The sequence below is a fragment of the Polaromonas sp. P3_B4 genome (genome assembly GCF_056402835.1).
Genome location: NZ_JBFUGQ010000004.1, coordinates 1 through 25,404, shown reverse-complemented (window position 1 = coordinate 25,404; position 25,404 = coordinate 1). Strand labels below are relative to the sequence as shown.

The 25,404-nt window shown below is 63.5% G+C and carries 26 protein-coding genes; 11 read left to right on the top strand and 15 right to left on the bottom strand.

Annotation, left to right across the window (positions count from 1 at the left end):
- Positions 1-61 precede the first annotated feature (61 nt).
- The 6 genes from AC1DVV_RS21445 to AC1DVV_RS21420 all read left to right on the top strand — a co-directional run bounded on the left by AC1DVV_RS21445 (position 62) and on the right by AC1DVV_RS21420 (position 7,925).
- Complete coding sequence (locus AC1DVV_RS21445; RefSeq protein WP_457282327.1) at positions 62-769, top strand: haloacid dehalogenase type II; 708 nt, start codon at positions 62-64, stop codon at positions 767-769.
- Between the two features lie 76 nt (positions 770-845).
- Complete coding sequence (locus AC1DVV_RS21440) at positions 846-3,074, top strand: malate synthase G (protein ID WP_477701588.1); 2,229 nt, start codon at positions 846-848, stop codon at positions 3,072-3,074.
- A gap of 494 nt (positions 3,075-3,568) precedes the next feature.
- Positions 3,569-6,112, top strand: a complete 2,544-nt coding sequence (locus AC1DVV_RS21435; RefSeq protein ID WP_477666904.1) for a DUF1631 family protein — start codon at positions 3,569-3,571, stop codon at positions 6,110-6,112.
- A gap of 76 nt (positions 6,113-6,188) precedes the next feature.
- Complete coding sequence (locus tag AC1DVV_RS21430) at positions 6,189-7,007, top strand: fused MFS/spermidine synthase (RefSeq protein ID WP_457282324.1); 819 nt, start codon at positions 6,189-6,191, stop codon at positions 7,005-7,007.
- Between the two features lie 172 nt (positions 7,008-7,179).
- Positions 7,180-7,617 carry an OsmC family protein gene (locus AC1DVV_RS21425; RefSeq protein ID WP_457282323.1) on the top strand — a complete coding sequence of 146 codons (438 nt, stop codon included), beginning with the start codon at positions 7,180-7,182 and terminating at the stop codon, positions 7,615-7,617.
- A 29-nt stretch (positions 7,618-7,646) separates the two neighbouring features.
- On the top strand, positions 7,647-7,925 hold the full coding sequence (locus AC1DVV_RS21420; protein ID WP_457282322.1) for a hypothetical protein: 279 nt from the start codon (positions 7,647-7,649) through the stop codon (positions 7,923-7,925).
- A gap of 21 nt (positions 7,926-7,946) precedes the next feature.
- Here the strand turns inward: AC1DVV_RS21420 and AC1DVV_RS21415 are convergent, their stop codons facing one another.
- Together AC1DVV_RS21415 and AC1DVV_RS21410 are read right to left on the bottom strand one after the other, a co-directional pair.
- Complete coding sequence (locus tag AC1DVV_RS21415) at positions 7,947-8,282, bottom strand: hypothetical protein (protein ID WP_457282321.1); 336 nt, start codon at positions 8,280-8,282, stop codon at positions 7,947-7,949.
- 133 nt (positions 8,283-8,415) lie between these two features.
- A complete protein-coding gene (locus tag AC1DVV_RS21410; protein ID WP_477701587.1) occupies positions 8,416-9,801 on the bottom strand; it encodes a zinc-binding metallopeptidase family protein in 1,386 nt (461 codons plus the stop codon).
- 277 nt (positions 9,802-10,078) lie between these two features.
- Here AC1DVV_RS21410 and AC1DVV_RS21405 point away from each other — a divergent pair, with 277 nt between their 5' ends.
- The 3 genes from AC1DVV_RS21405 to AC1DVV_RS21395 are packed head-to-tail and all read left to right on the top strand — an operon-like array spanning position 10,079 to position 12,571.
- A complete protein-coding gene (locus tag AC1DVV_RS21405) occupies positions 10,079-10,270 on the top strand; it encodes a 4-oxalocrotonate tautomerase (protein WP_411881369.1) in 192 nt (63 codons plus the stop codon).
- A 17-nt stretch (positions 10,271-10,287) separates the two neighbouring features.
- Positions 10,288-11,775, top strand: coding sequence for an MFS transporter (locus AC1DVV_RS21400; protein WP_477701586.1), 1,488 nt, complete (start codon positions 10,288-10,290; stop codon positions 11,773-11,775).
- Between the two features lies 1 nt (position 11,776).
- Complete coding sequence (locus AC1DVV_RS21395) at positions 11,777-12,571, top strand: class II glutamine amidotransferase (RefSeq protein WP_477695827.1); 795 nt, start codon at positions 11,777-11,779, stop codon at positions 12,569-12,571.
- 30 nt (positions 12,572-12,601) lie between these two features.
- Here the strand turns inward: AC1DVV_RS21395 and gshB are convergent, their stop codons facing one another.
- From gshB to AC1DVV_RS21350, 9 genes are all read right to left on the bottom strand, one after another.
- Positions 12,602-13,567, bottom strand: a complete 966-nt coding sequence (gshB, locus tag AC1DVV_RS21390; protein WP_477701585.1) for a glutathione synthase — start codon at positions 13,565-13,567, stop codon at positions 12,602-12,604.
- The gene (locus AC1DVV_RS21385) at positions 13,564-14,811 is read right to left on the bottom strand and encodes a benzoate/H(+) symporter BenE family transporter (RefSeq protein WP_457282316.1); all 1,248 of its coding nucleotides are present in this window, start codon (positions 14,809-14,811) and stop codon (positions 13,564-13,566) included. The genes gshB and AC1DVV_RS21385 overlap by 4 nt, the downstream gene beginning before the upstream one ends.
- A 136-nt stretch (positions 14,812-14,947) precedes the next feature.
- Positions 14,948-15,565 carry a DUF2238 domain-containing protein gene (locus AC1DVV_RS21380; protein WP_477666900.1) on the bottom strand — a complete coding sequence of 206 codons (618 nt, stop codon included), beginning with the start codon at positions 15,563-15,565 and terminating at the stop codon, positions 14,948-14,950.
- On the bottom strand, positions 15,562-16,035 hold the full coding sequence (locus AC1DVV_RS21375; RefSeq protein ID WP_457282314.1) for an OsmC family protein: 474 nt from the start codon (positions 16,033-16,035) through the stop codon (positions 15,562-15,564). The genes AC1DVV_RS21380 and AC1DVV_RS21375 overlap by 4 nt, the downstream gene beginning before the upstream one ends.
- Positions 16,036-16,050: 15 nt before the next feature.
- Positions 16,051-16,983, bottom strand: coding sequence for an alpha/beta fold hydrolase (locus AC1DVV_RS21370; RefSeq protein ID WP_477701584.1), 933 nt, complete (start codon positions 16,981-16,983; stop codon positions 16,051-16,053).
- Between the two features lie 34 nt (positions 16,984-17,017).
- Positions 17,018-17,506 (bottom strand): nuclear transport factor 2 family protein, encoded by a 489-nt coding sequence (locus AC1DVV_RS21365; RefSeq protein ID WP_477701583.1) that lies wholly within the window; start codon positions 17,504-17,506, stop codon positions 17,018-17,020.
- 85 nt (positions 17,507-17,591) lie between these two features.
- Positions 17,592-18,107, bottom strand: a complete 516-nt coding sequence (locus AC1DVV_RS21360) for a CinA family protein (RefSeq protein ID WP_477701582.1) — start codon at positions 18,105-18,107, stop codon at positions 17,592-17,594.
- A complete protein-coding gene (locus AC1DVV_RS21355; protein ID WP_477666897.1) occupies positions 18,104-18,640 on the bottom strand; it encodes a phosphatidylglycerophosphatase A family protein in 537 nt (178 codons plus the stop codon). The genes AC1DVV_RS21360 and AC1DVV_RS21355 overlap by 4 nt, the downstream gene beginning before the upstream one ends.
- A gap of 5 nt (positions 18,641-18,645) precedes the next feature.
- Positions 18,646-19,560, bottom strand: a complete 915-nt coding sequence (locus AC1DVV_RS21350; protein WP_477690186.1) for a LysR family transcriptional regulator — start codon at positions 19,558-19,560, stop codon at positions 18,646-18,648.
- 147 nt (positions 19,561-19,707) lie between these two features.
- On the opposite strand from AC1DVV_RS21350, the gene AC1DVV_RS21345 reads away from it, so the two are divergent.
- Together AC1DVV_RS21345 and AC1DVV_RS21340 are read left to right on the top strand one after the other, a co-directional pair.
- Positions 19,708-19,899, top strand: coding sequence for a hypothetical protein (locus AC1DVV_RS21345; RefSeq protein ID WP_457282308.1), 192 nt, complete (start codon positions 19,708-19,710; stop codon positions 19,897-19,899).
- Positions 19,900-19,977: 78 nt separating this feature from the next.
- Positions 19,978-21,375: an esterase-like activity of phytase family protein gene (locus tag AC1DVV_RS21340; RefSeq protein WP_477701580.1), complete on the top strand. Its 1,398-nt coding sequence runs from the start codon at positions 19,978-19,980 to the stop codon at positions 21,373-21,375.
- Positions 21,376-21,403: 28 nt separating this feature from the next.
- Here AC1DVV_RS21340 and thiL read toward each other — a convergent pair whose 3' ends face one another.
- The 4 genes from thiL to AC1DVV_RS21320 all read right to left on the bottom strand — a co-directional run.
- Positions 21,404-22,396 carry a thiamine-phosphate kinase gene (thiL, locus tag AC1DVV_RS21335; protein WP_477701579.1) on the bottom strand — a complete coding sequence of 331 codons (993 nt, stop codon included), beginning with the start codon at positions 22,394-22,396 and terminating at the stop codon, positions 21,404-21,406.
- A gap of 35 nt (positions 22,397-22,431) precedes the next feature.
- Positions 22,432-23,571, bottom strand: coding sequence for a YbdK family carboxylate-amine ligase (locus tag AC1DVV_RS21330; RefSeq protein ID WP_457282305.1), 1,140 nt, complete (start codon positions 23,569-23,571; stop codon positions 22,432-22,434).
- Positions 23,561-24,820, bottom strand: coding sequence for a cation:proton antiporter (locus tag AC1DVV_RS21325; RefSeq protein ID WP_457282304.1), 1,260 nt, complete (start codon positions 24,818-24,820; stop codon positions 23,561-23,563). Before AC1DVV_RS21325 ends, AC1DVV_RS21330 begins: the two co-directional genes overlap by 11 nt.
- 398 nt (positions 24,821-25,218) lie before the next feature.
- Positions 25,219-25,404, bottom strand: a 186-nt coding sequence (locus AC1DVV_RS21320; protein WP_477707249.1) for a hypothetical protein, incomplete at its 5' end; no start/stop codon positions are given.

Below are 25,404 nucleotides of genomic sequence, written 5' to 3'. Positions count from 1 at the left end.
ATGGATAAAGCGATTCTTGGGTAATTAATCACGCTCGATGTATCAAATACAGTAGAGGCTTATGGAAAAGTCCCGCTCCAACCCACAGCCCAAGCTTCGTGCTGTGCTGTTTGACGCCTACGGCACGCTGTTTGACGTGTACAGCGTGGGCTTGCTGGCGGAGCAGTTCTTTCCGGGCAAAGGCGAAGTGCTGGGCGTGCTGTGGCGCGACAAGCAGATTGAGTACACGCGCCTGGTGACCATCAGCAACGGCGGCGCGCATTACCGGCCGTTCTGGGACCTCACACGCGCAGGCCTGCGTTATGCGTGCAAACGCCTGGGGCTGGATTTGAATGCCGCCCGTGAGGAGCAGCTCATGAACCAGTACCGCCACCTGTCGGCGTTTCCCGAAAACCGGGAGGTGCTGCAGGCGCTGAAGGCGCGTGGCATCACCACCGGCATCCTGTCCAACGGCGACCCCTCCATGCTGGATGTGGCCGTCAAGTCGGCCGGGCTTGAAGGTCTGCTGGACCACATCATCAGCGTGGACAGCATTCGCAAATACAAGACCGCGCCCGAAGCCTATGCGCTCGGGCTGAAAGCCACCGGGCTGGAGGCGAAACAGATCGCCTTCGTGAGCTGCAACAGCTGGGACGCACTGGCGGCCACCTGGTATGGCTACCAGACGCTGTGGGTTAATCGTTACCAACTGCCGTTTGAAGAGCTGGGCACGCAGCCCCTGTACACCGGCAGCAGCCTGCGTGAAGTGCTCTCGCTGCCGCTGCACTGATTTCGCAGGCTCGTTCTATTTTTTGTCTTTTAGTTTTTTTGATTCTTCTGATGCTTTTGAGAAAAGGGACCGCACCATGAACACAACAACCAACACACGCACCTCCAGCCACCGTCTGCAGGTCGCCACCGGGCTTTACCGTTTCATCGAAGACGAGGTGTTGCCTGGCACCGGTGTGGCCAGCGGCGCTTTCTGGAAGGGCTTTGACGCCATCGTGGCCGATCTGGCGCCCAGGAACCTCTCCCTGCTGGCGGAGCGCGACCGCCTGCAGGCCGAGATGGACGCCTGGCACAAGGCCCACCCCGGCCCCATTGCGGACATGAAGGCTTACCGCGCTTTCCTCGAAAAAACCGGCTACCTCGTGCCTTCGCCGAAGAAGGTCACCATCACCACTGCCAACGTGGACGCCGAACTCGCCAGACAGGCCGGCCCGCAACTTGTGGTGCCCATCCTGAACGCGCGCTATGCGCTTAATGCCGCCAATGCGCGCTGGGGCAGCCTGTATGACGCGCTCTACGGCACCGACGCCCTTTCCGAGGATGACGGCGCCACCAAAGGCAAAGGCTACAACCCCGTGCGCGGCGCCAAGGTGATCGAGTACGCACGTTATGTGCTGGATCGCACCGCGCCGCTGAAAAAGGGCTCGCACATCGATTCGATCGCCTATGCGGTCAAGGGCGGCAAGCTCGTCGTTACCCTGAAAGGCGGCAAGACAACGGCGCTGGAAGACGCCAGCCAGTTCATCGGCTACCAGGGCAAAGCCTCCGCGCCGTCGTCGGTGCTGCTGCAGCATAACGGCCTGCACATCGACATCCGCATTGACCGCGGCACGCCCATCGGCAAGACGGATCCGGCCGGCGTGAGCGACCTGGTGATAGAGGCTGCGCTGTCGACCATCATGGACCTGGAAGACTCTGTGGCCGTGGTGGACGCCGACGACAAGGTGCTGGCCTATCGCAACTGGCTGGGCATCCTGCAGGGCACACTGACCGAAAGCGTGACCAAGGATGGCAAGACCTTCACCCGCGGCCTGAACCCGGACCGTGAATACACCTCGCCGAAAGGACCCAAGGGCAAAGCAGTGGTACTGCACGGCCGTTCGCTGATGTTCGTGCGCAATGTGGGCCACCTGATGACCAACCCGGCCGTGCTGTACACCGCCGCGGATGGCAGCACGAAGGAAATTCCGGAAGGCATCCTGGACGCCGTGATCACGACCACGATCGCCATCCACGACCTCAAGCGCAAGGGCAAGCCCGGCATCAGGAACTCGCGCAAGGGCTCGGTCTACATCGTCAAGCCCAAGATGCACGGCCCCGCTGAAGTGGCATTCGCCGCCGAACTTTTCAGCCGCGTCGAAAAAATGCTCGGCCTGCCGGGCAGCACGGTCAAGCTCGGCATCATGGACGAAGAGCGCCGCACCAGCGTCAACCTCAAGGCCTGCATCGCCGCCGCTTCCAGCCGCGTGGCCTTCATCAACACCGGTTTCCTGGACCGCACCGGCGACGAAATGCACACGGCCATGCAGGCCGGCCCGATGATCCGCAAGGGCAACATGAAGATCAGCCCCTGGCTCAGCGCCTACGAACGCAGCAACGTGCTGGTCGGCCTGGCCTGCGGCCTGCGCGGCCGCGCCCAGATCGGCAAGGGCATGTGGGCCATGCCCGACCTGATGGCCGACATGCTCAAGGCCAAAATCTCGCACCCGCAGGCCGGCGCCAACACCGCCTGGGTCCCCTCGCCCACGGCCGCCACGCTGCACGCGCTGCACTACCACCAGGTCAATGTGGCGGCGGTGCAAAAAGACATCGAGAAGACGGTCGACCTGAAGTCCGAAATCGCCCGCCTGCTGCCCGAGCTGCTGCTGGTGCCGGTCTCGCCCGACGCTCAATGGACGCCTGCCGAGAAGCAGCAGGAGCTGGACAACAACGCCCAGGGCATCCTCGGCTACGTGGTCCGCTGGATCGACCAGGGTGTGGGTTGCTCCAAGGTGCCCGACATCCACAACGTCGGCCTGATGGAAGACCGCGCCACGCTGCGTATTTCCAGTCAGCACATCGCCAACTGGCTGCTGCATGGCGTGGTCACGAAAGCGCAGGTCAAGGAAACCTTTGAACGGATGGCCGCCGTGGTCGACGGCCAGAACGCGGGCGATCCGCTGTACAAAAAGATGGCGGGCAACTTCGAGGCGTCAGCGGCCTACAAGGCAGCGTGCGACCTGGTCTTCAAGGGCCTGGAGCAACCCAGTGGCTACACCGAGCCGCTGCTTCACGCCTGGCGGCTGAAGGTAAAAGCCGGCTTGTGAGCCGTTAAGTCTGCGGCAGGGGTGCGGACGGGGGCTTGCGCCTGCTGCAGCCTGTGCCTGACAGAGCCAGTTTGCTACTGAATTGATAGCTGTTGGCGCAAGCTGTTATTGGTCTGCAGGCCAAATACTCTTGGAAATCTGGGTTCGGCCCGCTGGCGCCGGTGCGCCCCCATGGCGGATGACAGCCGGTCAGGCGTTGATAACCCCTGAGCTTGCGGAGGTGTTGCGCCAAACTGACCTTTACAAAGGGCCGCCGATCTTGCAAAACCGGCCGCTCATCGCCATTCGCGGGATTTAAAGGCCGGTTACGGACCGTTCCGTGACAAAAACCCTGTAATTCATATGTATGCGTTGGAAACCAAGTGAAACACTTTGCAAGTACTTCAATGAAATCGCGGTTGGCCCTTACGCTAGCGTCTCCCCCTTCTCCGGCCACAGATCGGTTGCAAGCCGGCCGGCAAATGTGATTAATACCAATTTTCCCGAACTCCTCGATGGCTTCGCAACCTGACGTCCTTCAATCCTGTCTTCAGGCGGCTGCCAAAGCAGCCCGGCCTGCGCTGGAACGGTGCATTGATGACGCCGTGGCGGGGCTGCAGATTGCCGAGTCACAAAGCCCAAAAGTGGCCGAGCGCGACGAACTCGCGGCGGCCTGGCGGGGACTTCAACAAAACAAGCCCGTCTGGGTCGTGCAATACCCGGCAGACCTGCTGGTGCATTTCAAGGCGAATGTGGCTGTTGCGGTGCAGGCGGTGCGCACCCCGGCAGCATCGCCAGACCAGCTCGCTGCTTCAGCCGCCGCCGCATCCAGCACCTTTGCCGCCCTGTCTTATGCCAGTTTCGCCCTCGTCGACGACGAGGACGTGTCCCAGGCCATTGAATCGTCACGGCTGCTCCAGCTGGTGCTGCCGGCGGTCGACCACGTCCTCGCCGAACTCAACAAGCTGATCAGCACCGTGCAGGGGCTGCCGAATGTGCGCCCGGAGCTCAATCCGCTGCGCCCTGAAGTGTTTGCACAAACCCTGCGCGAAATGATCACCGCAAGCAATGCGGGCCCGGCCGTCGTTTCGCTGTGGCTCAGGTATCTTGCCGAGCCTCTGGGGCGCGAACTCGGGCAGGTCTACGAACGCCTGGTTAACCAGCTGGAACTTGCCAACGTGCAGGGTGCCAGCTACCGCGTATTGCAAACCCCCGCGGGCGCAGCCCCCGGCCGGGCCAGGGGTACCGGCGGCGCAGGTTCCGGGTCGGGTGCCGGTACCGCAGGCGCCGGCGGCGGTGAGGGCGGAAGCGGTGGGGGCTCCGGCGAATCCGGCCGCCCCCAGCCGCCCCCGCAATATGCCGACCTCTCCAACTATGAGATCCGGGACGAGTTGTTCCAGGATTTCCTGTTCCATGGCGGCAGCAACGCCCATCACGGGCTGGCGCCGTCCTATTACGAAACGGTGGAGGAAGAGCTGGTCGCCCTGCAGGAAGCGCCTGACTCTTCCGGCGCGCCGTTGGCTGAGTCGCAAGCCGCGCCCTCGCATGAATACCAAAACCTGCCGGCGGTAGACCGTCCGCAGCGGATGGTCGATGAGCGCAGCCAGCTCAGCCCGCAGGTTTGGGGCTCGTACGCCCGACCCCGCGAGCGCGCCATCGTCCGGACCCAGCTGAAGAAAGAGGCCAAGCAGGTCGGTCAGGTGCTGGGCCTGGAAGTGGTGCGCAAGCTGGTCAAACAGGTCGCGCAAGACCCGCGCCTGCTGGTGCCGGTGCGGGAAGCCATCGTGGCGCTGGAGCCTGCGCTGCTGCGTCTGGCCATGGTGGACCCGCGCTTTTTCAGCGACGAAGGCCACGCCGGGCGCCGTGTCATGGAGCGCGTGGCGCAGCGCAGCTTCAAGTACAACGACGAATTCAGCCCCGAGTTCCTGGCGTTTTTTGAGCCGGTCACGCGCGCTTTCAACGGGCTGAACAGCCTGACGATCGAAGATGCCCAGCCTTTCGCGATGGCACTGGCCGAGCTCGAATACGGCTGGGACGAGCAGGACCAGCTCGAAGCGGAAAACCGCAACAACGTGCTGCAGGCCCTGCGTTTCGCCGAAGAGCGCCAGACGCAAGCGGACCAGATCGCCTTTGAGCTGAGCACACGCTCGGACCTGGACAAGGTGCCGGGCCTGGTGCTGGACTTCCTGTTCGGCCCCTGGGCGCTGGCCATGGCGCACGCCAGACTCTCCGATACACGCAACCAGGTTGATCCGATGGGCTTCGGTTCGGTGGTGCCTGACCTGCTCTGGAGCGTCAAGCGGGAAGTCACCCTGAAACGCCCGGCCAAACTGATCGAGATGATTCCCAGCCTTTTGGGCAAGCTGCATGAGGGGCTGGAGTTGCTGGGGCAGGACCCGCGCGAAAGTGAGCCTTTCTTCGAGGGCCTGATGATGCTGCACCGGCCCGTGCTCAAGCTGCGACGCCTGAAAAGCCGGCGTGACGCCGAAGAATCGGGCGCCGTGCCACTGGAGGCCGAAGAAGATTCGGCCACGCCTGAACAGCGTCTTGCCAAGGCCGCCGCGCACCCCTGGCTTGCGCGCGACGACCTGGACGCCGCAGGGTTTGAAGACACCCTGCCGACTGTGCCCGGAGAACTTGCTCCGATCGAGGAAGACGAACCGCCGCCGATAGAACCCATGCAAGCGGCAAATGAGCCCGACTCCAGCCATCCGGAATACCTTGCCGCGGCGGCAGCCTCCGCAAATGCAGTACCGGCCATGGCTCAAAGTGAAGCCGAGCGCCTGTTGCTCAGCCTGCGTTCCGGCCACTGGGTGGATATGTACTCCAGGCGCCGCTGGCTGCGAGCCCAGCTGATCTGGGCCAGCACCAAGGGCACGCTGTTCATGTTCGTGAGCCACGGCGGCCAGCCCCACTCGATGACCAAGCGTAGCTGCGAACGGCTGATCCGTGAACGCCTGCTCCGGCCGGTCGACAGCCAGGGTGTGGTGGCGCAGGCCCTGGATGCGGTCGCTTCGGAAGTCGCAACCACAGCGCAGCCGGAATCCCAGCCGGTCTGAAGGGGGAGGCCGCACGAGGTGGCAGTTACCTGCCGCCGGATACATGGCGGAACCCACCCGTACAGCTTAAAGCCTCATGACCTCCTGGCCCGACCTCAATCAATTTCCTGCCGCCGCTGTACCTGCTGGCCCTGCTGAATTGCAGCAGCCAGCGCATGCCCAGCCCTTTGTGCATGACGACGGAAGCACCCGGTCGCTTCACTTCACGATGGGTGAACTGCAAAGCCGCATGCTGATGCACAGCCCCTGGCACCTGGAAGTGGACTACACGCTGACGATGATGGGTTTCCTGCTCTTTCGGCCCGTGCCCCTGCACATCGGAATGATCGGCCTCGGAGGCGGCTCCCTGGCCAAGTTCTGCCACCGGCAGCTGCCGTCCAGCCAGATGACTGTGCTGGAGATCAACCCTCAGGTGGTGGCGCTGCGGCGCGAATTCCACGTGCCCGACGATGACGCGCGGTTCCGCGTCATCGCCGCTGACGGGGCCGATTTTCTGCAGGCCGGTACCTCCCGGTTCGACGTGCTGCTGATCGACGGGTTTGACCACCAGGGGCAACCGCCGGCCCTCTGTTCGCAACGCTTTTATGACGACTGTTTTGCCGCGCTGTCGCCGGGCGGCGTACTGGCGGTGAACCTGCACTACGATGACCCGGACTATCCGCTGCTGGCGGGCCGCATTGCGCGCAGTTTCGATGGCAATTCCGCAGAAATTCTTGCCCAGGAAAAAACCAACAGCATCGTGTTTGCCTACCGCGGGAAGCCCGTTTCCGCGCGCAGGCTCTCGGTTGCGCAAGCTCTTTCCGCACTGGCGGACGACGAGGGCCGGGCCCAGCTCAGGGCCGAGTTTGGGCGGATCACCTGGTACATGAAAGACCCGGGCGCAGACGACGCCTGACCGGTGCATCCCGGCTCACACCGGATCCGGCCACGGCGGGAAGGCCTTACCCCGACGTGCGGTGCTGTCCGACGGCCAGCCCCCAAAAAAACAGGCACGCTGGAACGTTCAACATTTCATTTCACTGTCCTGCACGGATATACCCTGCACGCGCACAAACCTGGAGAACCCCATGACCGAAAAAACCGCATCTGTTCACTGGGAAGGCCGAGGCAAAAAGGGCCAGGGCCAGATCAGCACCGACACCGCTGCACTCAAGTCGTATCCCTACGGCTTTGGCAGCCGCTTTGAGGACGACCGCAGCGGCACCAATCCTGAAGAGTTGCTGGGCGCCGCGCATGCAGCCTGTTTCACCATGGCATTTTCTTTTGCCTGCGACAAGGCTGGGTTCGGCACCAGCTCGGTGGACACCCGCGCCAGGGTCCGTCTGGTGCCGCAGGGTGATGGCTTCCTCATCGACCGCATTGCGCTGACCCTGGAGGCCGTGATTCCGGATATCGATGAAGCGAAATTCCAGGAACTCGCCGAAGGCGCCAAAAAGGCCTGCCCGCTCTCCAGGGCCCTGGCCAGCGTTCCCGAAATCACCCTCGCAGCGACATTACGCCGGTAGCTTTTTCCGCACCCAGAAAGAAACCCGATATGAATCCCAGGACGAATTTTTCTTTTGAGGTTCAATATGCCGCACAGTCAGGCGCCGCGCAGGACGAGCGCGACGGCCTGATGGGGTCGCTGGGCCCTTCGCTGCAGAAGCTGTTTGCCGCAGACGACCCTTCGGCCACCGTGACGGTGAGCGACAGCCACAAGGGTGACGGCAACAAGATCATTGAGTTGACGACCACCCTGCAGGATCCCCAGGTCGCCGCAACACTCCAGGCGTTTTCGAAGCAGCACGGCGTGGCCGTGAGTGCACTCGAATAGCCGGCCCTGGTGCGGCCTCGCTCAGGCTTGCCACACACCGTAACCCGCTTCGCGCAGGGCAATACCCAGTTCGACTTCCATGTCGCGCGCCGCGTCGTAGGGCATGGGGTTGTACATCTCGTACAGCTTGGGTAAAAGCCGCACGCCGAAATCACGGGCGAAACGGTTGGATTGAATGCCGGCCTTGTGTTTGTCAAAACGCACATCCGGGTCCAGCCCGGTCATGCCCACATACACAAAAGGCTTGCCCAGCTGGTAGTCCGGATTGGCGCGGCGAAAGCGTGCCACGTTCCACACTTCGGGCCCAAGCTCGATCACATAGACGCTGTAGTGATGGCCTCTGGGTCGGGTGGGCATGAATGGGCGGGCGTGGAGGGTGGGCGTTGTGCCGACTTTAACGCATCGCAATCCATTCAGGCGCTATCAAAAAAATAGCTGCTTGCGCGCGTCCTTATTGGCCTGCAACTTCTTTCTGCCTGAAAATCGCGCGCTAGCCTTGCTGTTGCTGTTGCTGCTGCGATTCCTTCATTTCTCCATTTTCTTCCTCTGTTGGGCTCTGGGTCTGCGTCTGTGCCTGTGTCTCATCCGGGGCCTGCTCCTGCAGCCAGCTGCCCGACGACACCACCAGGTGAATGAAGTGCAGCTTGGCGACCGCCTCCGTTGGCAGGATGAAGGGATAGAAATCGGGCTGGCCCATGCTGCGCGACATCTCGTTGAGCATGGTGGTCAGCCGCGTCCAGTGGTTCAGGAAGGTGAGGAACTGTTCGGCATCCGGGTGATCCGGTTGATACAGCGCATCTATCGTGAACGGCGTGAACTCCAGGTCGAAGTGATCGACGCTCAGGCCGAAACTTAAAGCGGTGTCGATCGCATCGCGCATGTGCAGGTAATGCGCCCAGCACTCGGCCCAGTCCTCCCAGGGGTGAGTACTGGCGTAGGCGCTCACGTAATGCAGCGGCCAGTCCGCGGGCGGGCCCTCGTCGTAGTTGCGCTGCAGGCTGGCCTTGTAGTCCAGGGTTTCGTCGCCGAAGAGTGCGTGAAAGCCGTCCATCCAGGCAGTGCCGGCCAGCAGGCGGTCCCAGTAGTAGTGGCCCACTTCATGGCGGAAATGCCCAAGCAGCGTGCGATAGGGCTCGCGCATGGCCTTGCGCACCGCCTCGCGCTTGGCGTCGTCGGCCTCGTCCACGTTGAGCGTGATGAGGCCGGTGTTGTGGCCCGTCATGATGTGCGGGCCGTTCACCGGCGAACGCAGGAAGTCGAACATCAGGCCGCGCTCGGTGTCTTCGCTCATGCGGGACGCCACCGGCAGCCCGAGCAGGATCAGCGCGGACACCAGGCGGCGCTTGGCCAGCTCGACCAGCCCCCAGAGGTAACCGTTGTCGGGCAGGGCTGGGTCCGTCAGGTCCGGAATGGTCCGGTTGAGGCGGCAGGCCCGGCACATGTCGGCGGGGTCCTCCACCGGCACCAGCCAGTTGCACGATGCGGGGGTTGAGAGATTGAGGCATCGCCTGTAAAGAGGTTCGCCGTTTTCGGCAGGCTGAGCGGGCGGTGCCTGCGTCGCCTCGGCTTCCTCAACGGGTGCGGCAGGCGCAGATTCCTGGCCAGGAATTTCCTCGAGCAAAGGCGGCTGGATGTCGTCGGGCGGCGCGCCGGCCGGTGCGCCGGCGGCCTGCCATTCCTGCCAGGTGCCCTCTTGCGGCCCAGGCATCAACGGCAGCAGCAGGCCGCGCTCACAGTCATAACCCAGCGGCGTGCCGCAGGCCAGGCATTTGCTGTTGCGAAAAAAGACGGGCTGCCCGCAATGGCAACGGTAGTTGCGCCCGGCCAGCAAAGGCAGGGGTTGGTCGGTGGATCTGGATGGCGTGGTGAAAAACAAGTGGCTTGCCCGAATGAATGGTGGGCCCGCAAGGCCGAAAGCGCAAAGCACCTGGCAGGAGAACACCCGGCAGGAGAACCCGAGGGTACAGGATAGCCCCGGCGAAGCCTCCGGGGCCCGGCGCCAACACCTGTCATGCTGTCAGTGGAGGCCGACAAAACAAGGCCGGGCTCTTGCTTTTATCATCGGGTATCAGACATGTTTGCGGGCCAGTTAACCGGACACCCGTAAAACCCTGTGTTCAACCCGCATCAACCACCACACCCCAGAGGACACCATGCCCACTTACCACGTCGAAATGATGGAAGGCCGGACCATCGAGCAGAAGAAAAAGCTCGTCGAGGCCATTACCCGCGTCAGCGTCGAAATTCTCGGCGGCCAGCCTGACTCGGTGGACATCCTGATCACCGACATCAAGCGCGAAAACTGGGCGACCGGCGGCAAACTCTGGTCCGAGCCGAGAGACTGACGACGGACACCCGGGCCATGCCCGCATCCCTTGCCGGCCTGCAGGCGCGCCACGGTCCGCGTTACCGGTGGTTGCTGCTGCTGTCGGTCATGATCGGCACGATGGCTTCCATCATGTCGTCGACCATCGTGAACGTGGCGATTCCCGACATGAGCCATTACTTCACGCTGGGGCAGGAGCGCGCGCAGTGGGTGAGCTCGGGCTTTATGGTGGCCATGACGGTCTCCATGCTGACCACGCCCTGGCTGCTTTCGCGCTACGGCTATCGCCGCACCTATGTGGGCACCATGGTGCTGCTGATGGCCGGCGGCATTGTGGGCGGTCTGGCCAACAGCTTTGGGCTGGTGCTGGGTTCGCGCGTGGCCGAGGGCCTGGCGGCCGGTGTGGTGCAACCGATTCCCGCGATCATCATCATGCGGGCCTTCGGGCCACACGAGCAGGGGCGCGCCAGCGGCCTCTTCGGCATGGGCGTGGTGCTGGCGCCGGCGCTGGGCCCCAGCGTGGGCGGGGTCCTGGTCGACCTGTTTGGCTGGCGCTCGATTTTTTTCATGGTGGTGCCGCTTTGCCTGGTATCTCTGTGGATGGCTTACCGCTACGTGCCCGACACAGCGCCTGGCGGCGTGGAGCCCAACCGCAATGGCGCGATGATCGACTGGCGCGGCCTGTTGCTGGGCGCGGTGGGCACGCTGTGCCTGCTCAACGGCATGGTTGAGCTGCACGGCGCCGGGCGCGCGCATGCCTTTGTATTGCTGGGCGCCGCGCTGGTGGCGCTGGCAGCATTCATCTGGTGGCAACGTCGCCTGGCGGCTTCGGGCGGTGCACCGCTGATGAACCTGGCGCTCTTTGGCTACCGGCCTTTTGCCATGGGCAGCATCGTGGCTTTCATCTACGGCACCGCGCTGTTTGGCTCCACCTACCTGCTGCCGGTGTACCTGCAGCTGGGCTTGAATCTCTCGGCTTCGCACGTCGGCACCATCCTGTTGCCTGCGGGCCTGGTGTTGGCGGCCACGATTGCGGGAGTGGGCCGGCTGGCGGACAAACACCCGACCTGGCTGCTGGTCAGCACGGGGCTGGCTTTGCTGGCAGCCTCGTTTGCATTGATGCTCACGGTGAACCTGGCTTCGGGGCTCTGGATGCTGGTGGCGTGGGCCACGCTGGGGCGTATCGGGCTGGGTTTTATCCTGCCTTCGCTCAACCTCGGGTCACTCCGGCCACTGCATGAGCATCTGTTATCGCAGGGCGCAAGCGCCATCAACTTCCTGCGCATGCTGGGCGGCGCGATCGGCGTGAGCCTGTGCGGCATCGTGCTGGAGTGGCGGCTTGCGGCCCATGGCGATTCGCTGGCCAACGCCACCAGCAGCCCGGCGCGGCTGGCTGCTTTCAATGAAGCCTTCCTGATGCTGGCCGCCCTGTGCGTACTGGCCGTGGTGGCCGCATGGCAGCTTCGCGTGCCGCGCCCCGCCCAACCTGATCACTTACCGAATAACAAGCAGGAAGCGGACTGACATGTGCCAACTTCTCGGCATGAACTGTAATGCCCCAACAGATGTGACCTTCAGTTTCAGGGGCTTCGCGCAGCGGGGCGGTCACACCGACCACCATGCCGACGGTTGGGGCATCGCTTTTTTTGAAGGTGACGACAGCGTGGCCGGTGGCAGCGACCGCGGCCTGCGCCACTTTGTCGACCACCAGCCGGCCTGCAGTTCACCGGTGGCCGAGCTGATCAGCCGCTATCCGATCAAAAGCCGCAACGTCATCTCACATATCCGCAAGGCCACACAGGGCCGTGTCGCGCTGGAGAACTGCCACCCCTTTGTGCGCGAGCTGTGGGGCCGCTACTGGGTGTTCGCCCACAACGGCGACCTGAAAGATTTTTCACCCCGCCTGCACGGCAGCTTCCGGCCCGTCGGCACCACCGACAGCGAACGCGCCTTTTGCTGGATCATGCAAGAGATGGCCAAGTCGCACGCGGGCGTTCCCAGCGTGCAGGAACTGAGCATCACGCTGCGTGAGCTGGCGGCGCACATCGCTCCCCATGGCACTTTCAATTTTTTGCTCAGCAACGGTCAGGCCTTGTGGGCGCACGCGTCCACCAACCTCTATTACGTGGAGCGCAAGCACCCCTTTGCGCATGCCACGCTGAGCGACGAGGACGTGAGCGTGAACTTTGCCGAGCACACCAGGCCGACCGACCGCGTCGCTGTGGTGGTCACGGCGCCGCTCACCACCAACGAAACCTGGACGTCATTTGCGCCCGGGGAACTCAAGGTGTTTGAAGGCGGTGCGCTCATCGCCGCCTGACAGCCGCAGCCCGCCTGTGTGATCGGGCTGTCAGGCGCCGGCTGTCGTGACAGCCTGTTCCAGTGCATCAATGAACATGGCCGCCACGTCAAAGCCTGCCTGGTCGTGGATTTCCTGGAAACAGGTCGGGCTGGTGACGTTGATCTCGGTCACATAGTCGCCGATCACGTCGACACCGGCCAGCAGCAGGCCGCGCGCGGCCAGCACCGGCCCCAGTGCTTCGGCAATTTCAAAATCCCGCTTTGAGAGCGGCTGCGCCACACCCACGCCGCCGGCCGCCAGATTGCCGCGCACTTCGCTGCCTTGGGGAATGCGCGCCAGGCTGAAAGGAACCGGTTTGCCTCCGATGACCAGCACGCGCTTGTCGCCCTTGACGATCTCGGGCAAAAATTTCTGCACCATCACGCTTTCGGCGCCGTTCCTGTTCAGTGTTTCGGTGATGCTACCCAGATTCAGGCCGTCTTCCTTCACGCGGAAGATGCCCATGCCGCCCATGCCGTCCAGCGGCTTGAGGATGATGTCCTTGTGTTCGGCATGAAAGCGCTTGATGTCGGCCGCGCTGCGCGTGACCAGCGTCGGGCCGCTGAATTGCGCAAACTCGAGGATGGCGAGCTTTTCGGGATGGTCGCGCAAGGCGGCGGGCTTGTTGAAAACCCTGGCCCCTTCGCGCTCGGCCTGCTCCAGCAGGTGCGTGCTGTAAAAGTATTCACTGTCAAAAGGCGGGTCCTTGCGCATGACCGCCGCATCAAAACCCGCAATGGCTTCGCGGCCGTCGGGCCGGGCGGCATCGGCCGTGAACCACACATCTGCGCCGCCTGTCAGCGTGATGTGGCGCACCTGGGCCGTGACTTTCGCGCCGGTCTGCCAGCTCATGTCGGCCGGTTCACACGCGCTGATGCGGTGCCCGCGCCGCTGCGCCTCCCGCATCATGGCAAAGGTGGTGTCCTTGTAAATCTTGAATGACTCGAGCGGATCGGCAACAAAAAGAAGGTTCATGGTGTGGAACGTGTCCCTGGGTTTGGCGCCGCCCCGGAGCGGGCTTCGCGGCGCTGTTGGCCATATTGTTGTACAAAGAGTGCAATCGCGCCCGCGACGACACCCCAAAAGGCCGAGCCCACACCGGCTATTGCGACGCCCGACAAGGTGACGAGAAAAGTGATAAGCGCCGCTTCCCGGTGCGATTCCTCCTTCACCGCCGCGGCCAGGCCGTTGCCGATGGTACCCAGCAGCGCCAGTCCGGCAATGGCGACGACCAGCTCCTTCGGAAAAGCTGTCAGCAGGCCGGTGATCGCTGCGCCGAATATGCCGATCACGATATAAATGGCGCCGCAGCAAACGGTCGCGGTGTAGCGCCTGGCGGGGTCCTCATGCGCTTCCCGGCCCATGCAGATGGCCGCCGTGATGGCGCTCAGGTTGAGGGCAAACGCGCCAAAAGGCGCCAGCACCAGCGTGGCCAGGCCGCTCAGCGTGATGATTTTTGACACCGGAATGCCGCCGTCCGGACTGTCGGGCCCATAGCCCGCCGCATGGATGGCCGCCACGCCCGGCAGATTCTGCGAAGCCATGGTCACCACAAACAGCGGAATGGCCAGGCTGACAGTGGCGGCCAGTGTGAACTTCGGCATCACGAACACCGGCATCGCCAACGAAAAAGCGACCTCAGACCACGCCAGTTGCCCGCGCGCAGCGACAAACACAATGGCTCCGACCAGCGTCAGCACTACCGCATAGCGCGGCATCAACCGCTTGCCCAATAAGTAGATCGCCAGCATCAGCAGCACCAAAGGCAAAGCCGTTTGCGCTGCCGCAAAGGCCTGGATGCCGAAGCGCGCAAGCACACCCGCCAGCAACGCGGAGGCGATGGCCACAGGAATACGGTTCATGACTTTTTCAAACCAGCCGGTGATGCCGAACAAGGTGATCAGCGCCGCGCTGACCATAAATGCCGCAACCGCCTCTCCCATCGAGAAACCGCCAGCCAGCCCTGCAGTAGCCAGCACGGCGGCACCCGGTGTGGACCAGGCCACCATCACCGGCTTCTTCAACCACAACGACGGCACAAGAGAGCACAAACCCATGCCGATGCCGAGCGCCCACATCCACGAGGCAATCTCGGCAGGCGTGGCGTTGAAGGCAAGGGCTGCCTGAAAGACGATGGCAACCGAGCTGGTGAAGCCGACCAGTACTGCCACGAAGCCCGCGGTGAAGGCGGCGAGGTTGAGGTCTTTGAAAAATTGCATGGGGGGATTCTGGCAGGGTTGGCACGCAGGGCATGAGGTCGCAAGAGGAAGAACCGCCTTCCAGATGGATTTCATCCGTTTGCTATGAATTCAATAGCGGCTTGCGCCCGACCCAATTGCCCTGTGGCCCAAATGCCTACAAACCCGACAGCTTGCGCATTTGCCGGTCATGCCACCGGCCCAGCAACGTGATGGCCACCGCAGCTCCGATCAAGGCCATGAACATGTCCGACTGCGTGTCCCAGGGGTCCCCCTGGGTTCCCAGAAATTCATCCGCGCCCTGACCCAGCGCCAGGGCCGCCCACCACTCCACCAGCTCATACACCGCGCTGATGGCCATGGCCACGCACACCGACAGAAACCCCGCCATGCGGCGGCTGCCCAGGTAGCCGCGCTGCAGCAATACCTCGCGTGCCACCATCGCAGGCACCAGCCCCTGCATGAAGTGGCCGACCTTGTCGTAAGGGTTGCGGCCCAGGTGAAACAAATCCTGCAGCCAGAAACCCGGCGGCACCCTGGCATAGGTGTAGGCGCCACCCACGATCAGCACCAGCATGTGCAGCGCAATCAGCACGTACAGCAAGGTCGTCAGCGGGTAGCGCCGGCCCGTGGCCAGCAGCACCGGCGCGGCGATGACGGCGGGCGCCACCTCGAGCATCCAGGTGCCCCGGTCATACGGTGCCATACCCGACCACACCAGCGCGGCCAGTACCAGCAGGCCGAGAGCGATCAGCAGCGGCCTGCGGTCAGTCATGCGTCGCCATACACAGGCTCGCAGCGCACATCGGTTTTCACCGAGTTGGCGATGAAGCAGGCGTTGTGGGCCTCGTGGTGAAGCTTGTCGATCTCGGCGCGTGTCGGCATGCGTTCACCGGCAAACGCCACGTCAGGCCGCAAGGTGACGGTGGTCATGGCGATTTTTCCTTCAGCGTTCTTTTCCATCACGCCACTGGCCGCATCAAAGTAGCGTGTCACGGAAAACTTGCGTTTGGCCGCGATCGACAAAAACCACAGCATGTGGCAGCTCGACAGCGAGGCGACGAATGCCTCTTCCGGGTCCATGGCCGATGCGTCCGACATCGGCAAGGGCACCACATGCGGTGAAGAAGAGCCCGGCACTTCGAGGCCGCCGTCGAAGCGGATCAGGTGCCTGCGGCTGTAGCGGTTTCCCGGGAAATCGCCGCCGTTGATTTCCCACAAAACCTCCGCCGTGTAAGTCGACATGGCCGCCCTTTGAAGTCAGCGAAAGAAGTTGTGCAGCGCGGTGGCCGTCGCCACGGGCTGTTCCTCGGGGATGAAGTGGCCCGCCGGCATGGCATGGCCCGAGACCTCGCCGCTGCATTGCGCCTCCCACAGCGCCAGTGGGTCGAACATCCGGTGCACCACACCGCGTTCGCCCCACAGGAGCAGCAAATCGCAGACCACCTTCAGGTGCTGCGCGCGGCTTTCGCGGTCGTGGTCCAGGTCAATCCCGGCGCTTGCCCGGTAGTCTTCGCAGGCCGCATGCAGCGCTTCGGCGTTGCAAAAGCAGCGTTCATATTCGGCCAGGGCCTGAGGTTCGATGTAATTGAGCCCCGCGCTGCCCCAGCCGCCGAGCTTGGCGTGCAGGTAGGCTTTGGCGGTTTCGGGATGGTTGGCGCCCATCATGATTTCGGGCAGCGGCGCCGGCTGCAACATATGGAACCAGTGGTAGTAGGCACGCGCAAACGCCATGTAGGGCTCCGTCATGCTGCGGCCTTCATACATGTCCAGTGTGGGGGCGATGTCGATGATGCAGAGTTTTTGCACGCGTGCCGCATAGTCCAGCGCCAGCCGGTGCGCCACACGCCCGCCGCGGTCGTGGCCGCAGAGGTAAAAGCGGTCCACACCCAGGGTATCCATCACCCCGACCATGTCGTGCGCCATGTTGCGTTTGCTGTAGTTGCTGTGGTCGGGCAGGCCTGCGGTTTTGGAAGAGTCTCCGTAACCCCGCAGGTCGGGCATGACCAGGAAATAGTGTTTTGCCAGGCGCTGCGCCACGCGGTGCCACATCACATGCGACTGCGGAAAACCATGCAGCAGCAACAGGGCCGGGCGCAGCGGATCGCCCGGCACGACCCGGGAAAACCGCGCGTTGATGGACGCGCCGTTGACCTCAAAGCTGCGTGATTCAAAACCGTCAAACCAGGACATGAAAACTCCCGTTCAAATCAACTCTTGCGCGGGCCTAGTGTCGCGTCACCAGGTATTTTTGCAGATTCGCCGCCGCCTGTGCCCGCACCTTGTTGCGCAGGAAAGGCGTCCAGCCCAGCAGCAGGCCGGGCGCGCCCAGCGCCTGCCGCGACCAGGTCCAGAAATCAAAGTGATCACGGTGCCGCGTGATCAGGCCCTGTTCATTGAATTCAAACGCGCCGTCAATGCTGTTGTGCACCATGCGACCGGTGGCGCTGAAGCGGTAATAGGCATCCCAGTGCGACTTTCCCGTGCTTGCACCCGCTTCAAGCCCGCTGTAGGTGAGCTTCCAGACATCCAGGCCCTTGGCTTTTGTGGCGTCGCACAGCATATGCCACATGCCGGTGACCTCGCGGTGCCCCCGCAGTGAAAACGCCTCGTCGTCGAAAGCGGCGTCCGGTGCGTAACAGGTCGCCATGGTGTCGGAATCCAGCCGTGTAAAAGCGCTGTAAAACTTCTCGAGTGTGGCCTGGTTGGGGTGCATGCTGTCTCCTGGGTGGTTGTTTTCGGGTGGCCTGGCGGCTTCGCGACTCTATAGCGCTTCGGTTTGTGCCGGCGTCGCTCACGCGTCAGCCGGCTTCGCGCAGCAATTGCAGCAGCCGCTGCAGCGCATGCTGCACCGTGGCGCTGCGCACCGCGGCGCGGTCGCCGTCAAAGCGCCGGACTTCAGACACCAGCCGGCCGGGCAGCGCAAAACCAAACCATACCGTGCCGACAGGCTTGGCGGCACTGCCGCCTGTCGGACCGGCCACTCCGGTGACGGCCACGGACACCTGCGCGCGCGAGCGGGCCAAGGCTCCGGAGGCCATCGCACGGGCCACTTCTTCGCTGACAGCGCCGTGCACGGCAATCAGCGCAGCATCTACACCCAGCAGTTCGTTTTTCGCTTCGTTGGAATAGGTGACAAAGCCGCGCTCGAACCAGGTGCTGGAGCCCGCCAGGTCGGTGCACACCGCCGAAATCATGCCGCCGGTGCAGCTTTCGGCCGTCGCAAGCATCCAGCCCTTTTTGAGCAATAAATCGGCCACCAAGCCAATAGAATCATGCGCCAGTAGCTCCTCTTTTGATAGCAATTCATTGCTCACCAGAATCTCCAGAAGGCGATCACCAGCAGGGCGCAGAACGCCGCCACGAAGTCGTCAAACAAAATCCCGAAGCCGCCGCGCCAGCCAAAGCCCTTGAAAACCTGGTCCGCCCATGCCACCGGGCCGGGCTTCACGGCGTCAAAAAAGCGGAACAGCAAAAATGCAGCAAGTTGTGCTTCGAAGCCCGCCGGCATGACCAGCCACAACACCAGCCAGAAGGCCACCACTTCGTCCCAGACGATGTTGCCGGGGTCGAGCACGTTCATGGCCTTCGCGGTGACGGTGCAGGCCCACCAGCCAATCAGCGTAGAGGCGGCAATCAGCCAGCCCATGTCGACCGGCGACAGCCATTGCTGCAGCACCAGAAAAGCCAGCCAGGCCCAGAGTGTGCCGGCCGTGCCGGGCGCCACCGGGCTCAGGCCCGAGCCGAAACCGAGGGCGATGAAATGCGCAGGGTGCGACAGCAGGAACCGGGCGTTGGGCCGGAACCGCGGTGGGCTGAGGGTTTCTGATGGGGGAGTGAGTTCGGACATGGGGATCATGAGGCTGGGGCCGCGCTGGTTTTCTCCAGCCACTCGGCCCAATGGTCGATACAGGCCTTGATTTTGGGCAGGCGGTGGCGGTTGGTAAGCGTCACGGCGTAAATCGGGCTGGGCTGGTCGTCGACAAAGTCCGCAAGCACCGGGACGAGCAAACCCTGGCGCACCAGCGGTTCGGCGACCAGTGTGGCGCAGCGTGAAATGCCCAGCCCCTGCAGCGTCAGCGTGGCGGTCATGCCGGTATTGTCGGATCGCCAGGATGCCTTGGGCACGATCACGCTGGGTTTCCCGTCAATCACGAAGGGCCAGTGGTTGAGCATGGGCACGCCGCTGTTGGTGATCAGCCGGTGGCTGTGCAGCTCATCGGGGTGCCGGGGTGTTCCGTAGGCCTGAAGATAGCCCGGCGCGGCATACAGCCGCCGGCCCAACGCACCGATTTGCCGTGCAACGACCGTGTCGGTCACCGGTGTACCGGTGCGAATCGCGATGTCGATGCCATCGCGCGCCATGTCCACCAGGCGGTCTTCCACCTGGAGGTCCACGCACAGCTGCGGATGGCGCTGGTGCAGGCTGTCAAAACTGGGCGCCAGCAGGTACTGGGCGACCACCGTGCTGGCCGCCACACGCACCCAGCCGGTGGCTTGCCGCGACTGGCTGGCAAATTCGCCTTCCAGTTCGTCGAGCGTTCCCACGATGCGGCGGCAGTACTGCAGAAAGGTTTCGCCCTCGGCGGTGGGCGCCAGCCCGTGCGTGGAGCGATGGATAAGGCGCGTACCGCAGGCTTTTTCGATGCGGCTCAGGCTGCGCGAAACCTGGCTGACCGGCACGTCGCGTTCGCGGGCCACAGCCGAGAGGGTGCCCAGCTCGGCCACGCGGGCAAAGAGGAGCATGTCGTCGAAGCCAAGGTTGCGCATGGGTCAATGGTAACCAGTACAGGGCCTGCGGGCGGCTTTGCAGCCAGCGCAAGACCCATTTGCGGACCATGCCGTTTCCGGCGGGCCGTGCTTTTCCTACAGTGCTTTCACCCCCCGCAAACCCCGGGGACAGAAAAGGAAAACATCATGAACCGCACCCTTTCGCTTGACGAGCACAATCGCCTGATCGATCTGGCCGGGCAGCGTGCCAGGCAACTACGCCGCGAGGCCGTGGAGAATTTCGGCAATGGGGCCGCCCCGGCCGCCCTGCGGGCCGCAACCCGGTTTGTACAGAGTCTGGCGCGCCATGCCCGGCTGCGCAAACACACCGAGACCTGAACACGCGGGTGCACCCGCCTGTCACAGCCGCTTCACAGAAAGGCGTCAAAGTCCACCGCTTCAATACGGAGGATGAGCATGTCGGTTTTGACAAAGATGAATGGATTGACCCTGGCGGCGGCTTGCGCGTTGTGCCTGGCTTCAGGTGCCGGGCGCGCGCAGACACAGGCGGCCCCGGCGGTGGAGGCGGTTCTTGCCGGCCATGCAGCCCTGAGTGCCACCACGGCCGTGGCAGCGCCTCGCGATGCAGGTCCTTTTTTCGCCACGGCCGGGAAATTTGCCAATGCAAAACGTCAGCGCAATGAGCGGCTGGGCAGCGAAAGCGCCAACACTTTTGTGGGCGACCCCAAATACCCGCGTGCTTCCGGCGGCACCCTGCCCATGAAGGGGCAGTCGGTGCAGGGGTTTTCGGGTATTGTGTCCCTGGGCAAAGGCGACTTCCTGGCGCTGACCGACAACGGCTTTGGCAACAAGGTCAATTCGCAGGACGCGCTGCTGATGGTGCACCGGTTGTCGGTGGACTGGGCCAAAGGCCAGGTCCGGCGGCGCAGCACCGTCTTCCTGAGCGATCCCGACAAGCGCGTGCCTTTTCACATCCAGAACGAAAACGCGCAGCGCCGTTATCTCACCGGCATCGATTTCGATCCCGAGTCCATCCAGGTGGTGGGCAACGAATGGTGGATCGGCGACGAGTATGGTCCCTACCTCTTGCGCACGGACTTTCAGGGCCGCGTGCTGGGCGTGACCGAGACGGTCATCAACGGCAAGCTGCTGGCATCGCCCGATCACTACATGCAGGGCCGTTTGCCCAACCTGCCGGGCGAGGCCCTGTTTGAGGTGCGCCGTTCCAACGGGTTTGAAGCCATGGCCCGATCGCCCGACGGCAGCAAGCTGTACCCGATGTTTGAAGGCCCGCTGTTCGATACCGCCGCCAAAAGCGTGGAAAAGGCAGGCGACAAAACCTATGTACGCATCAATGAGGTGGATGCAGCCTCGCGCAGTTTCACCGGCAAGCAGTGGAAGTACCTGCTGGAAGAAGTGGGCAACGTCGCCGCCGACTTCCAGTTGCTGGACGCCACGACCGGTCTGGTGATTGAACGCGACGACAGCACCGAAGGCCAGTCGCCGGCGTGCCCAGGCGAAGCGCGCACCGACTGCTTCACCCGGCCCGCGCGTTTCAAGCGTGTCTACAAGATCGACCTGGCGGCAAGCGATGCGGACGGCTTTGTGCGCAAGGTGGCCTATGTCGACCTGACCCGCATCGCCAATCCGCAGCGGCTGGCCAGGCTGGGGCCCAATGAAGCGGTGTTTTCATTGCCGCACCTGGGCCCTGAAGGGCTGGCGATTGTTGACGCCACGCACATCGTGCTGGTCAACGACAACAATTTCCCGTATTCGTCAGGCCGTGAAATCGGCAAGCCGGATGCCAATGAGCTGACCTTGCTGGACATTCGCACCCTGGTGGACGCGAAGTAAAGGCGCAGACGCTTTCTTCCGACGCTTCTTACTTCCGGGCAAAGTGATCAAACGAGGAAAACTGCTGCGAAACAGCTTTTCCCTGTGCGTCGATCAGGCGAAGGCCCGGCTGGGAGTCGATTTGCCCGATGCGGGTGACGGGCGTTGCGGCAAGCCGTGAAGCTGCCCGCACGGCCTCACGCGCGGAGGGCGGCGCGGTGAAGGCGAGCTCATAGTCATCCCCGCCGGCCAGTACGCATTCCAGCTGCTTTTCATGGGGAATTGTGCCTTCAGGCCAATCAGGATGAGCGCAAGCAGCTATCAAATTGATAGTGGCCGAGCTGTCGATGGTGGCACCGGCGCCGGACGCCTTGAGGATGTGCTGCAAGTCACCCAGCAGGCCGTCGCTCACGTCGATGGCGGCAGAAGCAACACCCCGCAGGGCCAGGCCGAGGGCGACGCGCGGCGTGGGTTGTTCGAGCCGCTGGCGGGTCTGTGCAAGGACGCCTGGAGGCAGGGCCAGGGCGCCGCGCAGCGCCTCCAGGGCAAGCCGGGCGTCACCCAGCGTGCCGCTGATATAGATGTCGTCGCCGGGCTTTGCGCCGGAACGCAGCAATGCCTGGCTCTTGCCGCCGACCACAGGCACTTCGCCAAACACCGTGATGCAGATGTTGAGCGGACCCTGGGTGGTGTCGCCGCCCACCAGTTCACAGCCGTGCGCGTCGGCCAGCGCCAGCAGGCCCTGCGAAAACGCGGCCAGCCAGGCCTCGTCGATACGGGGCAAGGCCAGGGCCAGTGTGAATGCCAGGGGCTGGGCGCCGCAGGCGGCCAGGTCGCTAAGGTTGACGGCCAGCGCCTTGTGGCCCAGCGTAAAAGGATCCACATCCGCAAAGAAATGCCGGCCCTCGACCAGCATGTCGCTGGAGATGGCCAGCTGTGTGCCGGGCGCGGGCTGCAGCAATGCGCAGTCGTCACCGACACCCAGGACGGCCCGGCCGGCGGGGCGCGTGAAATAGCGTGCGATCAGGTCAAATTCACCCATATGCCGAGCATACAAGGGTATCCGGCAAAGCCGGATCAGGGATGTTGTTGGTGCGTGACGCCACCGCGGAAACGGTCGGCCGCCTGGCGTATGACTTCGGCCAGCAGGTGTTCCTCGCCTTGCTTTTCGCGCAGCCAGCGGGCGTCATTGTCGGCGCGCTCCACGCTGTTGCGCAGCAGGTGCAGCGACGCACCGGCACCCATGCCGGTGGCATGGCGTTCAATCTGTGCCATGGTCAGCAGGATGTGCTCGCGCAGCGGCATGTGCCCGCCCGTGGCCGGGTCGACATAGACTGCGTCCAGCCCGAAGCGGCAGGCCTGGAAGCGGTTGTAGGTGTAGACCAGGTAATCGTCTTCGACCGGCATGAAGGGCTGTTCGTGCATGAACCAGGAGGCCAGTGACTGCACAAAGCCGGCCAGCGCGGTGGCACGCTCCACGGTCAGCGGGGTGTCGAACACGCGGATCTCGATGGTACCGAACTCCGGCTTGGGCCGGATGTCCCAGTAAAAATCCTTCATGCTCTTGACCACGCCGGTGCGCGTCATCTTGTCGAAGTAGACGGTGAAGTCGTCCCACGTCAACGCGAACGGTGCACGTCCCGACAGCGGAAAGGCAAACACGGAGTTGAGCCGCGCCGAATCAAACGCTGTGTCTTGCCCCTGCACATAAGGCGAAGACGCCGACAGGGCAATGAAGTGCGGGATATAGCGCGACATGCGGTGCAGCGTCAGCAAGGCACTGTCGGCGTCGGGGCAGCCCACGTGCACGTGCTGGCCGAAGATCGTGAACTGTTTGGAAAGGTAGCCGTACAGCTCCGACAGTTCGCGAAAGCGCGGTTTGTCGTAGATGCGGCGCTCGTGCCATTGCTGGAACGGATGCGTGCCGCCGCCCACCACCGCAATGTTGAGCTTGTCGGCGCTCTTGACAAGCGCGTCGCGAATCTGCGAAAGCTGGCCCAGCACCTCCGAGGCGTTATGGCACACGCCGGTCGAGATCTCGATCATGCTGGACGTCATCTCCGGCACCACGGCGCCGGGTAGCGGAATTTTGGCCATCAGGCGCAGCATGTCTTCGGCATACGGCGCGAGGTCGTAGTCGTGGGTATTGACGAGCTGCAGTTCAAGCTCGACACCCAGCGAGAGGGCTGCGGACTTCTGGAAAGGTTCAAGACTCATGAACAGGTCCTGTTGAAGGGCTGCGTGTGAGCGGCGCCCAGGGTTTGGAGCTTTCGCCTGAGCGGTAGATGGCCACGGTGGCGAGCACGGCACCCAGCACTTCCATCAGCAAGATCGCAGGCAGGGCCACGCTGGCAATCTGGCGCCCGGTCGCGCCTGAGGCCGCTGCAAACTGTGAGACCAGCAGCAGCGCCACCGATGACATCGGCGACATCGCGCAGCCGACCCAGAGGGCCTGCTTCCAGCTGGCGCCGCTGCCCACGTTGCCGATGGCGACACCGGCAATCTTGGCAACCATGCGGGCCACGACCATGCCGATGACGAGCCCGGCAACAGGCCCGCTCCAGTCTGCTTGCGCGGCGACGACGGAGACCAGCACAAACATCAGCATGGTCAGCATCGACGAGGCCGTGCCCATCTGCCGCGGCCATGACCAGGGGCGCGGGTTCAGTTGCTTGAGCAGCATGCCGCCCAGCAGGGCCGCCAGCGGCGCCGAGCCGCCGAAGTGGGCTGCAAGCGCCGCACCTGTGGCGATCAGTGCCAGCAGCAGGATGGCGGTGTTTTCGCTGGTGGGGCTCATCACCCGCAAGGCGATGCGCAATGTGAGGGCGAGCACAGCGCCGACCACGACAGACAGGCCCAGCACCACCAGCACTGCATAGAGCGGGCTTGACAGCGCGGCTTCGCCCCGCGGCATCAGGCCGGCGCGGGCGCTGCACAGTGTGAGGGCATACAGGGTGCCCAGCGTTGACAGCACCAGGGCGCGCTCCGTCACCGGCCCGGCGGCGCCTGTGTCGATCGCCACGCGCGAGAGAACGGCCGGTGAAGCGGCCATGGCCAGCAGCGCGAGCGACTCCGCAACGATCTCGCGCACACCCAGCTTGCTCAGGGCCCAGTGGACAAAAACATAGGTGAGGGCAGATTCAGCCAGGCTTTGCACCAGCACCATGGGGTTGTGGCGAAACCAGCGCAGCGGAATGCGCCCGCCCGCTTCAAACAGCACCACGGCAACGCCCAGCTCCAGCAGGAAAAGCCCGGTGCCCTGCAATGGCCACACGGCGCCGGTAAAACCGGCCAGGCCGGCCAGGCCGCCGACGAGTGAATAGCCGATGACCTTGGGCAGGCCGGTGTAGCGGTTGGCGAGGTGGCCGGCGGCGGCGGCTACCGCCAGCAGGATGGACCATTGCACGGTCGGCAAACCTGCCGACGGCTTGATCCACTCAGCCCATATGGCCAGGATTTCGTTCATACGGGGTTGTCTCCACTGTCGTCAGGACTTCTTCTACAAGCATGCCTGTGTCTGCGGCATGTTGCGCGTTGAGTGGCCAGCCTTGGCGGCGTGAAGCCCGATGGTGTTCTTGAAAAGAAACGTTGCATTAATTTACAGGCGCCTCGCGGCGGGGGCTGTAGGACAAGACCTGAATATGAAGCACACCCCTATCGGGCTCACTGCGTGTAGCCCTTTTCCCCTTGCAGGGGACGGCGCCTGCGGCCCGGCAAAGCCGGTTCCGCGGCCCCTGCTTGCTTGAAGAATTCAGTGGGCACTACCAGAGGTGCCGCGGGACTGGCTTTGCCGGGCCGCAGGCGCCGTCCCCTCGAGGGGAGAACAGGCTACACGCAGTGAGCCTGGACAGGGGGAGCCAGCTTTTAGGGCATGAAGAAGCTGCGCGGATGGCTGCGCAGGCGTGCCCAGATGGCGATGCGTATGCGGGCCCGGTCCAGGTTGCTCACGTTGTGCGCCTGCAGGGCCAGGCGAAACGCCAGGTAAAAACTCACGCCGAGGTTGAGCGCGCCTATCAGGGGGGGGAATGGCAAGAATGCAGGACCAGATTT